Source organism: Leucobacter chromiisoli (genome assembly GCF_016522505.1).
Taxonomy (GTDB): domain Bacteria; phylum Actinomycetota; class Actinomycetes; order Actinomycetales; family Microbacteriaceae; genus Leucobacter; species Leucobacter chromiisoli.
The window spans coordinates 1-11,350 of sequence record NZ_JAEHOH010000009.1 but is presented as its reverse complement, the minus strand read 5'-3'; the positions used below and the strand labels follow the sequence as shown (position 1 = coordinate 11,350).

Sequence of the window (11,350 nt, the reverse complement as noted above, 5' to 3'; positions counted from 1 at the left end):
ACATGAGGAGGGAGCGCCGGGGTGGCTGGCTCGCCGTGGTGACGGCGGTGGCGGGGACGGTGTTGATCGCGTGCGGGGCGTTCTGGCTTTCCTTCATTGCGCTGGCCGATCTCGCCCGCCGCTCCGGGATCGAGGAGGGGCAGGCGTGGGCGTGGCCGCTGATCGTGGACGGCGTCATCGTCGTTGCGACCGTCGCCGTCGTCGCGCTCGCCGGCACCCGCACCGCCTGGTACCCCTGGATGCTGCTCATCGCTGGAGCTGGGTTGTCGGTGACGGCGAACTCGATCCACGCGATCGTCGCCGCCGATGCGGATGTGCCTGCGGTGCTCGCGGCGTCGGTTGCGGCAGTGCCACCGCTGGTGCTGCTCGCGATCACGCACCTCACCGTGATCCTCACCCGCCACCAACCCAAACCGGCCCCTGAGACGGCTGCTGAGGAAGCCGCGGAACTGCACGTCGAGGCCGCGGAGCGGCCGGGCGGGCCGGTGCCGGTGGCGTCGCTGGAACCGGCGCTCCGAGCGCCGGTGCTCGCTGCGGTGCTGGCGCCCGATGCGGAGCCCGGCGCCGAAGCGGGTGATCCGCCGATGCCAGAGCAGGGGCGGGATGGGTGGTCGCGGCGTGAGGTGGCGGAGGTGCTGCGGGCGGGCGGCTGGTCGAACAAGAAGATCGCCCGCTACCTCGACGTGCACCCCTCGACCGTCGGCCGCTGGCTCCCGCAACCCAGCCCCACGCCGGAAGCCGAGCCCGGCACCGAACAGCCAGTCATCGCTATGCCAACGACCGATGCAGCAGCCGCGACGGCTGCAGATGACCCCAGAGACGAGGAGGACCCGTCATGTACCACGAACACGGCCCCGAAGTAGCGGAGGCGGCGCGGTCGCGTCTGCATCCCGCGCTCGCTGCGGCGATGAACGCCGAACGAACCTCGCCGGGCGGGCCTGAGCAGGTGGAGGCGGAGCGGTCGATGCTCGCCGTACACCGCGACCCCTCCCTGACCGGGAGCGACCGCGCCGAGCGCGACACGGTAGAAGCCGAGCCGGATGCTGAGGCGAAGCGGCGGACGCAGATTCGGTGGGTGCGGCCGACCGAGCTGGCGATGCAGGGCGGCGCCCGCGCGACCGGGTGGGGGCTCGATCTGCGGGCCGAGCTCGCCCAGCGCCTCCGCGACGCCCGCGCCGACCGCAAGCAGGACCGCGCCGAACAGCGTGCGGTCCGGAGTGAGCGGGCATCGCGATTGCCCGATCTGTCGATCCGGGGCCGCAGACGCCAGACACGACCGGAGCCCGCGCGTTCGGGGATGGGGCTGAGGTGATCCGCCATGCACGAGTCAGCAGCCCGGTTCGCGCAGGACCTTCCCGGCCCCAGGCACGCGGGGCGCACCTGCCATGTAGGAGGTGCCGTCATCATGAACCAGACCCGCACGAAGAGCACCCCTGCCGCACGTCCCGAACGGGATGCGCGGTGGGGGTTCGAGCATTCCGAAGGGCTCCGCGCCCTGCTGATCCGCCTGCACGAGGAAGGCCGATGGGCGTGGCGGCACGACCCCGAAGTCGCAGCCCTCATGCGGCACGCGGCCGACAAGTACGCCGCGCTCGCGCGCCGGCACGGCCTCGACCCGTGGGAAGCGGCCGCCGCGGCGTTCGACGCGATGCGCACCGGCGCCGTGAGGCGCGCCGACGACCCCTGGGCCGTCATCACCCGCGCAGTGAAAGTGACCTGCATCGCCGAGGAACGCGCGAACGGGCTGCTGTGCTCCGTGCATCAGGCGCGGCGACCGAAGTTCTCCACCCACCACGACGCAGAGCGCTTCTCGGACCGGGAGAACCCGCTGACCGACTACCACCACAGCCTCACAATCCCCGCCCCCGACCTCATCGAGGAACCCGAGCACGACGAGACCCCCGCCCGGGTGGGGCAGGCCGTCGAAGACGCGGTCGCGCTGTTCCATCTGCTCGGCTGGCCGGTCGAGGCTGCACGGGGCGGGATCGAGTACATCATCACCCGGCTCGCAGAATCAGCGTCGCGGGCTTCCGCGTTCGAGTCGCTGCGCCGCGACTACCACGCCCGCGCCCTCCTCGACATCCCCGCCGCCTCGTGGCTTGCGATGCTGCGGGTGGCGCTGGGGACGCCGGACCCGAACCAGGCGCACACCAGCGCCGCACGCGGCATCCTGCACCGCCTGGTCACCGGCGAACCCCTCCGCGCGCTCCTCGCCGACGACCGGGTGCTGTCGGAGGTGGTGCTGTCCACCCCAGACGGAGGTGGCTGCCATGGCTGCCAGTAGCCCGGGGCATATCGAGCTGGAACGCTCCCTCGACTCCATCACCGTCGGGAAGCGCCACCGCACCGACCTCGGCGACATTCCGGCGCTCGCCGAGTCCATCCGTGCAGAGGGCCTGTTGCAGCCGATCACCGTCACCCCGGACGGGGTGCTCGTCTGCGGGCGCCGCCGCCTCGAAGCGCTGCGCCTGCTCGGGCAGCGCTCCACGAACGTGTGGGTGCGGTCGAACCTCTCCGGCCGCCTCTCCCAGCTCCTCGCGGAACAGAACGACAACTCGCTGCACAAACCCCTCTCCCTGATCGAAGCCGAATCCCTCTACCGGGAGCTGAAGGTCGTGCTCGCCGAAGACGCCGCCCGCCGGCAGGCCGCAACACGGTTCGGAGCCGACGGCGAGAATCCGCAGGATTCTGCGGAAGTCCACGGTGCCGTCGAATCGACGGCACCGCGCTCCGCCGGGGAAGCCCGGGTGCAGGCCGCCCGCATGGTCACCGGGCACGGATCGCAGACGATGCTCGAACAAATCGGCAGATTGAAGGATCTCGCAAACGACGACACCCGACCCGAGCACATCCGCGCCCAGGCCGTCGAGGAGCTGGCGCGGATCGAGGCCGGCGGGAAAGTGCACGGCGCGCACCTGCGCATGAACACCGCCCTCTCCCTGCACGAGCTCGACCGGATCGCCGTCAACCCCGCCCAGCCGGACCCCGTGCGCATGCAGGCCGCCGCCTCTGCCGAGCAAGTGCGTGCCGCAGCCGCCAGGGAGGCACGGACGGCGGAGCTCGCGCAGCTCGCCGCTGCGGCGATCGCCCGCATCACCTCCACGGGTCGCAAGAAGGGCAAGAAGCCGGTACGGCCGGTGGAGCGTCCGAAGCTGACGCTCGTGGTGCTGCCGCCGCGCGCGTTCGTCGCGCTCTGGGCCGACATGGACGGCTGGACCCAGAAATACGACCCGGGCACCCTCGCCGCGGAACTGACCGGGGCGGAGTGGGAGCGCGCCGAAGCCGTGCTCGCCGAGACCATCGCGTTCTTCGCCCTCATCCGCGCCGCCCGCGAAAACGCTGCGGCGGGCAGCACGGAGGTGCAGGCCGTCTAAACCTGCCTGCCGGCGGCTACGAGCCGCCGGCTGTGCGTGTGCACCTTCCGGGTACCGAACTCGCCCGTTCGCCGGAAGGAAGCCCGTATGCGTCAGACCACCGAGCCGGAGCAGGCGTCGCGGCGCCTGCGCATCGCCCTCATCGGCGGCGGCATCGTCCTTGCCCTGCTCGTCGGCGCCGGCATCTATGGCCTGCTGCGCGGCCCCGCCCCCGAATCATCACCCGGCCCCCGCGTCTCGGCGTCCGAGACGCCTGGTGCTGACCGGGATCTCTCGCCGCGCGAGCTCCCGGCCGTCTCAGACGCGGAACGGTTTGCGCGGGACGTAGCCGAGGGGCTGTTCGCGTGGGATACCGGCCTCGGCTACAGCCCGCACGAGTACATGCAGGCGATCATCGATGTCGCGGACCCGGACGAAGCACCAGGCCTCGCCGCAGACCTCCGCGCCTACCTCCCAGACGATGCCGCCTGGGCCGAACTGCGGAACTACTCGACCCGGCAATGGCTCACCATCGACACGATCACCTTTCCCGAGAGCTGGGCGGGCATCGCCGCCGACGCCCGCCCCGGCACGCTCCTGCCGGGTGCGACCGCGTACACAGTCACCGGCACCCGGCACCGGACCGGCGTCTGGGAAGGGCAGGGCGTTACCGATGCGCGCCCGGTGTCGTTCACGATCTTCGCCGCCTGCCCGGACGACGAGGACTGCCGGCTGCTGCGGCTCTCCGCTCTCGACACCCCGCTCCGATAGCGAGGACGGCTCGGTGATGGTGAAGAAGCTGCTCGTCCTGTTCTTGGTGCTGTTCTGCGTCGGACCGTCGACCGCGCTGGTCGGCATGGGAGCGTTCATGGGCCCGTTAGGGTTCTGCCTCACGGATTCCCTGACGGTCGGCCCGATCCCGGACAAGCTCGCCGCGACCACTGCCGATGGCACCTCGGTTACGCTCGAGAAGCGGCAGCTCACCCACGCGGCGACGATCATCACCACCGGGGCGAGCATCCCCGGCGTCGGCCAGGCGGGTGTGCGCATCGCGCTCATGGCGGCGCTCACCGAGTCCCGGCTGCGGATGCTCGCCAACACCGGCGCCTACCCCGAATCCGGGAACTACCCGAACGACGGCGACGCCTCCGATCACGACAGCCTGGGGTTGTTCCAGATGCGGCCGGCCGCGGGCTGGGGTACGGTCGCTGAGCTTATGAACCCGACCTATCAGGCGAAGGCGTTCTACGGTGGTGAGCAGGGCCCGAACTTCCCCTCGCCGCGGGGCCTGCTCGACATTCCCGGCTGGCAGCAGATGGACCCAGGCTCCGCCGCGCAAGCCGTCGAAGTGTCGGCGTTCCCGGATCGGTACCGGAACTGGCAGCCCGTCGCCGAAGCGATCCTCACCGCCCTCACCAAGCCCGCCCCCAGCGGCGGCGGGAACCGTGGCGGGGCGGTGCCGGAGACCAGCCGCGTCGTGTTCCCGCTTCCCGAGGGCTCGTACACGAACACGGATAGCTTCGGCTGGCGCACCGACCCCTTCACCGGCGAGCGGCAGTTTCACTCCGGCTCCGACCTCGCCGCCGCCGACGGCACCCCGATCTACGCGGTCGCCGACGGCCGCGTGACCGTCGCGGAGTTCAGCTCCGGATGGGGCGGCCTCATCGTCATCGAACACACCGTCCAAGGCGCCCGGGTCGCGTCCTATTACGCGCACATGTGGCAGGACGGCATCTACGTCACCAGCGGGGAGACCGTCGCGGCCGGGCAGCACATCGGCGATGTCGGCTCCTCCGGCCGCTCGACCGGCCCGCACCTGCACGTCGAGATCCGCCCCGGCGGGCAGGCCCAGCCCCCGGTGAACGCAGTCGAGTGGCTGGCGCAGCACGGCGCGGTCCCGAGTGACGGCACGACGGGCGCGCCCGGGTGTCGCGCGAACCTTGGAGGTGCCCGGTGAACGTGTTTCCCGACTTCGGCGCCGTCGGCGCATCCGGGGAGTTCGCGTCGGTGATCGGCGCGCTCCTCACCTACGTCCTCATCGGCGCCGTGCTCACCCTCCTCGTCTCTGCAACCATCTGGGCCATCGCCTCCCACACCGGGAACCCCTACACGGCGCAGAAAGCCCGCGTCGGCGTGTTCGTCGCCCTCGGCACCGCAGCCCTCGCCGGCGCCGGCATCGCCTGGGCGAACTTTCTCCTCACCATCGGCGACCGCATCTAAGGGCTCGGCCACCGGGCCTGCTGAGTGCACCTGCTTGTCGGACGGATCGCGTCCGCTTCACCGACCGGCAGGAGTGCCCAACCATGATCGATATCGACCCGAACAGCAACGGGCTTCCGGGGATCGCGCAACTGCGCGACATCGTCGGCGCGGTGATGACCGTCGGCCTCATCCTCAGCGTGCTGGCGCTCATCGTGTCCGCGATCGTCTGGGGCTTCGGCGCGAATAGCAGCAACCCGCACCTCGCGTCGAGGGGAAAGACGGGCGTGCTCGTGTCGTGCGGTGCGGCGGTGCTCGCTGGTGCGGCCGTCACGCTCATCAACTTCTTCTGGACCGTCGGCCAGGCCGTCAACTAGCCGGGTGGTGGTTCAGGGTGAGTATCTGCGACATCCCCGGCGTCTCCACCGTCTGCACCGCGATCGGCGAGGGCCCCGCCGGCCTCTTCTTCGGGTGGATCGCCTCCGCGATGGGGCTCGCCGTGTCCACCCTGTTCCAGGGCATGTGGGACGTGTTCTCCACCACCACCTCGGTCGACGTCACCAGCGACGGATACGTGAAGGTCTACAACATCCTGTTCGGCATCGCCGTGTTCGTGACGCTCCTGTTCTTCTGCTTCCAGCTCATCACCGGCCTCGCCCGCCGCGACCCGTCCGCACTCACCCGCGCCGCGCTCGGGGTCGCGAAATCGGTGCTCGGCTCGTTCGTGCTCATCACCTGCACCGCCCTGCTGCTCGAAATCACCGATCAGCTCTGCGTCGGCATCATCCAGGCCACCGGGCAGACGATCGAGAGCATGGACGACCGGCTCGCGCTCCTCATCACCGCGGTCACCATCACCTCGGTTGCTGGGGGTGCGGGGGCGCTGCTGACGATCTTTCTCGCGGGCCTCATGATCGCCGCGATCTTCATCCTCTGGTTCAGCCTCCTCATCCGGAAGGCCTTGCTGCTGGTCGCGATCGTGTTCGGCCCGGTCGCGCTCGCCGGCCTCACCTGGGAAGCGTCCCGCGGCTGGTTCGGGAAGTGGGCGACGTTCGTGGTCGCGCTGATCGCGTCGAAGCTCGTGATCGTGGTGATCTTCCTCATCGCCACCACCCAGGTCGCCGCACCCATCAGCCTCGACCTGAAATCCCTGTCCGAACCCATCGCCGGGATCGTGCTGCTGTTCGTCGCCGCGTTCGCCCCGTACCTGGCGTACAAGTTCCTGAGCTTCGTGGGCTTCGACATGTATCAGGCGTCCTCGATGGAGCAGGAGGCGAAGAACGCCCTCAACCGGCCCGTCCCGCTCCCGTCGAAGCCGAACGGCCCCGCCCCGAAGCAAGTGCTCAACGGCGCAGACACCGGCAAGGGCGCCGGAACGCCGAAGCCCACACCCACCCCAGCACCAGCGGCGGCGCCTGCCGCGGCCGGCACCGCAGCCCCGGCTGCCACCGGAGGCACGGCCGCACCGGCCGCCCCGGCTGCGGCTGCTGCGCCGCCGGTCGCGGCGGCCGTCGCCGCAGGAGTCGTCGTGAAAGAGACCGCGACCGCGGGCCCGAAGATCGGCGAGGCCATCGGTGACGCAGCGGACGGGCACGCGGGTAGTGCGTCCGAGCCGGCGGCTCCGCCGCCTGGGCCGCCGGTGCAGCAGCCGCCCGCGGTGCTCCCGCCGCCCTCGCCGCCAAGGACCGATCCGCCCGCCCCGACCGGGAAGCAGTAACCCATGAGCGCGAACACCTCCGAAGCGTCGCTCGAGCTGCGTCCGGTGCAGTTCTCTCGCCTCACCAAGCGCGGCCTGCTCCTCGGCCTCTCCCTGCCACAGCTTCTCGTCCTCGCGACCGCGCTCGGCATCATCGTCACCGGCCTCTACACGGGCGGCGGACAGGGCCTTGCCTGGTCGTCGCCGGCGTGGGCATCCCTGGTGGTGATCGCGTGGGTGCCCGTCGGCGGGCGGAAGCTGATCGAGTGGGCGCCGATCGTCACCCGCTGGCTCCTCCGCACCCGCGCGAAGCAAACCCAGTATCGGCGCAGGGTGGTGAAGCCGCGCCCGGCGGGCACGCTCGCGCTCCCCGGCGACCTCGCCGCGCTCCGGGAATGGGTGGACCCCGAGACGGGGGCGGCGATGATCCACGACCCGCACGCCCAGACCCTCACCGTCGTGTGCGGGGTGGCGCATCCCGCGTTCGTGCTTCTCGACCCCGGCGAGCAGCAGCGCCGTGTCTGGGGTCGCGTCCTTGCGGCCGCGTGCCGGTCCGGGAGGATCGCCCGCATCCAGGTGCAAGAGCGCACCCTGCCCGATTCCGGGTCGGGGCTGACCGAGTGGTGGCGCGAACACGGCCACGACGACGGCTCCTGGGCGGCGAACACCTACCGGGAGCTCATCGAACGGGCGGGCCCCGCCGGGGAACGCCACGCCACCACCGTGTCGCTCTCCCTTGACATGCGAGCCGCTACCCGGCAGATCCGTTCCGCGGGCGGCGGCATGAAGGGAGCGGCGGTGGTGCTCGGGCAGGAGATGCAGTCGTTCCAGACCGCGCTGCGCTCCGCCGAGCTGCAGATGACGGGATGGCTCACCCCGGGTGATGTCGCCCTGATCCTCCGCACCGCCTATGACCCCGCCGCCGGCCCCGCCTTGGAACGTCACGGCGCGCTCGGCCGGGAGCTCGCGACCGCGGGCCCGGTTGCGGTGAACGAGGCCTGGGACCGGCTGCGCTCCGACAGCGCGCACCACGCGGTGCTGTGGATCAGCGAATGGCCGAGGGCGCAGACCTTCCCCGGGTTCCTCGCCCCGCTCGTGCTGACCGGCGGGGTGCTGCGCTCCTTGTCGCTGCACTATCTGCCGGTGCGGGCGGATCAGGCCGCCAGGGATTTGCGGCGGAAGAAGACCGAGATGGTCGCCGACGCCGCCCAGCGCCGGAAGATCGGCCAGGTCGAAGACACCCAGGCCACCGCCGAATACGGCGACGTGCTGCAACAAGAATCTGAGCTGACCGCGGGGCACGGGGTGCTCCGCGTCGTCGGCCTCGTCTCCGTCTCCGCACCCACCAATGGGGAACTGGATGCCGCGGTATCGCAGATCGAGCAGGCCGCGATCCAGGCGTCCTGCGAAACCCGCCGCCTGGTCGGCCAGCAGGCGCAGGCCTTCACCGCGGCCGCGCTCCCGCTCTGCCGCCCCATCTGAACCAGCGGCGAACCTTCGCGCACCTGGCATACGAATCATCTTCACGATTGGAGCATCGGACATGCTGACCTTCACCGATCCCGTCGCTGACGCGGAGGAAGCCTATGAGGCGATGCGGGCGCTCGCGCACGCCAGCCGCACCTTCGAGCAGCCGGAGGACATGTACGGGGTGCTCGGCGATCTCCTCGGCAGCGTCCGATCCCTCGAACAAGTCCTCACCCAGATCGCCACCGCCCACGAGAGCTCGCGCGACCGCGCCGCCGACGACGCCGGAGACCGCGCCACGGGCGTCCGCGATGCACTCACGACCGCCGGGGAGCTGCGGCAGGCGGCGGCGCTCATCGGTGAGGCGGAACGACGCCTCGATGCGGCATCCGCGGCGGCGGGCCGGATCGCCTGGCACCCCGCCGCAGAAATGCCGGAAGTCGGGCATCGGATCAACGTGGTCTTCCTGCAAGGCGGCGAAGCCGACCGGCTCCTCGACCTCATCGACCAGGGCGGCGCCGATGCCGTGATCCAGGAACTCGCGGGCTACGACTACGGTGACGAGACCGTGGATGCCGCGCTCGAGAACGGGTACGTCTACGACACGCCGCCGCAAGGCCTCCTCGACTGCACTGCCCAGTTGGACGCCTACACGCTGGTCTACAACCAGGATCACCGGCACCTCGCCCTCTACCGGCACATGGACGTCCTCCCGTCCCCGGTGCTGCTCGGCCTCGAAGACCCCCGCCACGCCGCCACCACTACCGAATCGCCGTCGTCTGCGATCGCCGCCCCGTCTGGGGTGCGGGCGGGGCCGATCCTCGCGCGCGAGGCCGCGCGGGAGCAGTCGCGGCGAGACCGCCTCGGCACCCCGGCCATCCGCCGCGAGCAGCCCGGCAGGCAGACGGGGCGGGGGCTCGGCCGATGAGCGACGACACCGATCCGGGACGTCTGCATACCTCGGTGCTCGTCGGGCCCGAAGGAGAGCTCCGCCGGCACCGGAAAGCCCGCGCCCAGGCCGCCGCCCGCATCCACGCCGAAGCCCGCGCCGAAACTGTGGCGAAGTTGCGGGCGGAGGCGGCAGCAGCACGCGAAGCCCGCCGTGCCACTCGCTACCTGCCTCGTGCCGGAGAGGAGGGACCGGCGGCGTTGTGCACGCCGGGCCGGTTCCGGCTCCCGCGCCACCAGGACACCTCGGCCACGCTGTCGGGGCATTACCCGTTCCTCGCCGAAGGCGGGCTCGGCTCCGCCGGCACCTTCATCGGACAAGACCTCTACTCCGGCGGATCTTTCGTGTACGACCCGTGGGAGCTGTACCGGCAAGGCGTCATCACCGCCCCGAACCTGATCCTCGCCGGGATCGTCGGAAGCGGGAAGTCGTCGCTTGCGAAAGCGCTCTACACGAGGGCGCTCCCGTTCGGGCGGCGCGTCTACGTTCCCGGCGACCCGAAAGGCGAGCACACCCCCGTCGCCCGCGCCGTCGGGGGCCGCGCGATCGTCCTCGGCCCCTCGCTCCCGACCCGTTTGAACCCGCTCGATGAGGGATACCGGGCCGCGGGCATCCCGGACGCCGACTGGGCTACACAGGTCGCAGCCCGCCGCCGGGATCTCATCGGCGCCCTCGCGGAGACCGTGCTCGACCGGCGGCTCTCTCCGGTCGAGCACACCGCGATCGATATCGCTCTCGCAGACGCCGTCAGATCAGCGGAGGTGCCGATCCTACCGATGGTCGTCGACCGCATCCTCTCGCCCTCATCGGCGGACGATCCCGACGGCCGGCTCGCAGAAGACGGGCGGATGCTCGGGCACGCGCTCCGACGGCTGGTCGCCGGGGATCTCAGCGGCTTGTTCGATGGGCCGTCGACGGAGAAGTTCGACCCGACGCTGCCGATGCTCTCCCTCGACCTGTCCCGCGTCTCGGAGAACAGCGCCCTGCTCGCCGTGCTCATGACCTGCTCTGCGGCGTGGATGGAATCAGCGCTCCAAGACCCGTCCGGCGGTCAGCGCTTCGTCGTCTACGACGAAGCCTGGCGCCTCATGTCCTACCCAAGCTTGCTTGCCCGCATGGATGCGCAATGGCGGCTCGCCCGCCACTACGGCATCAGCAACCTGCTCATCTTCCACAAGCTCACCGACTTGGAGAACGTCGGCGACCAAGGCTCCAGAATGCGCGCCCTCGCATCGTCGCTGCTCGCGAACGCCGAAACGAGGATCGTGTACCGGCAAGAGAGCGATCAGCTCGGCGTCACCGCACAAACCCTCGGACTCACCGGAACCGAACGCTCACTTCTCCCTGGGCTCGGCATCGGGCAGGGCCTCTGGAAGATCAAAGACCGCAGCTTCGTCGTGCAAGCGCAGTTACACCCCGCCGAACTGGAACTCTTCGACACCCGCGCCCGAATGCTCTAAAAAACCTAGATGTTCCGGTGAATATTGACGGTTTTGGCGGGAACTTCCGCCCGTGCCGTCGTTTTGGTGTGGGTGCGGGTGGATGTTCGAGGAACTGCCTCCTCTGCGACTGTACCGCGCCCGCCGGTGCGGGTGTCGTGAGGGCTCCGCGGGGGCGGGAGTGCCGCTGCTGGGTCGCGGGTGCATGGTTCGCCATCATCGACAATAGTTCAGTGCTTGCTGTATA

12 protein-coding genes are annotated in these 11,350 nt (G+C 70.5%); all 12 read left to right on the top strand.

Annotation, left to right across the window (positions count from 1 at the left end; translation table 11 throughout):
* Positions 1-2: 2 nt before the first annotated feature.
* The 12 genes from JD276_RS06875 to JD276_RS06820 all read left to right on the top strand — a co-directional run bounded on the left by JD276_RS06875 (position 3) and on the right by JD276_RS06820 (position 11,124).
* Positions 3-863 carry a DUF2637 domain-containing protein gene (locus JD276_RS06875; protein WP_200115068.1) on the top strand — a complete coding sequence of 287 codons (861 nt, stop codon included), beginning with the start codon at positions 3-5 and terminating at the stop codon, positions 861-863.
* Complete coding sequence (locus tag JD276_RS06870; protein WP_024356146.1) at positions 836-1,312, top strand: hypothetical protein; 477 nt, start codon at positions 836-838, stop codon at positions 1,310-1,312. Before JD276_RS06875 ends, JD276_RS06870 begins: the two co-directional genes overlap by 28 nt.
* A gap of 93 nt (positions 1,313-1,405) precedes the next feature.
* Entirely contained in the window at positions 1,406-2,284 is an 879-nt protein-coding gene (locus JD276_RS06865; protein ID WP_024356147.1) for a hypothetical protein, read from the top strand.
* On the top strand, positions 2,271-3,374 hold the full coding sequence (locus JD276_RS06860; protein ID WP_017883877.1) for a ParB N-terminal domain-containing protein: 1,104 nt from the start codon (positions 2,271-2,273) through the stop codon (positions 3,372-3,374). The genes JD276_RS06865 and JD276_RS06860 overlap by 14 nt, the downstream gene beginning before the upstream one ends.
* An 87-nt stretch (positions 3,375-3,461) precedes the next feature.
* Complete coding sequence (locus JD276_RS06855) at positions 3,462-4,124, top strand: hypothetical protein (protein WP_024356148.1); 663 nt, start codon at positions 3,462-3,464, stop codon at positions 4,122-4,124.
* 16 nt (positions 4,125-4,140) lie between these two features.
* Positions 4,141-5,310, top strand: coding sequence for a M23 family metallopeptidase (locus JD276_RS06850; RefSeq protein ID WP_024356149.1), 1,170 nt, complete (start codon positions 4,141-4,143; stop codon positions 5,308-5,310).
* On the top strand, positions 5,307-5,573 hold the full coding sequence (locus tag JD276_RS06845; RefSeq protein WP_024356150.1) for a DUF6112 family protein: 267 nt from the start codon (positions 5,307-5,309) through the stop codon (positions 5,571-5,573). The genes JD276_RS06850 and JD276_RS06845 overlap by 4 nt, the downstream gene beginning before the upstream one ends.
* Positions 5,574-5,656: 83 nt before the next feature.
* A complete protein-coding gene (locus JD276_RS06840) occupies positions 5,657-5,929 on the top strand; it encodes a DUF6112 family protein (RefSeq protein ID WP_017883881.1) in 273 nt (90 codons plus the stop codon).
* A gap of 17 nt (positions 5,930-5,946) precedes the next feature.
* Complete coding sequence (locus tag JD276_RS06835; RefSeq protein WP_017883882.1) at positions 5,947-7,269, top strand: TrbL/VirB6 family protein; 1,323 nt, start codon at positions 5,947-5,949, stop codon at positions 7,267-7,269.
* Between the two features lie 3 nt (positions 7,270-7,272).
* Complete coding sequence (locus JD276_RS06830) at positions 7,273-8,730, top strand: SCO6880 family protein (protein ID WP_200114920.1); 1,458 nt, start codon at positions 7,273-7,275, stop codon at positions 8,728-8,730.
* A gap of 61 nt (positions 8,731-8,791) precedes the next feature.
* The gene (locus JD276_RS06825) at positions 8,792-9,643 is read left to right on the top strand and encodes a hypothetical protein (RefSeq protein ID WP_200114919.1); all 852 of its coding nucleotides are present in this window, start codon (positions 8,792-8,794) and stop codon (positions 9,641-9,643) included.
* The gene (locus tag JD276_RS06820; protein WP_031289979.1) at positions 9,640-11,124 is read left to right on the top strand and encodes a putative type IV secretion/conjugal transfer ATPase; all 1,485 of its coding nucleotides are present in this window, start codon (positions 9,640-9,642) and stop codon (positions 11,122-11,124) included. The genes JD276_RS06825 and JD276_RS06820 overlap by 4 nt, the downstream gene beginning before the upstream one ends.
* Positions 11,125-11,350: the final 226 nt, after the last annotated feature.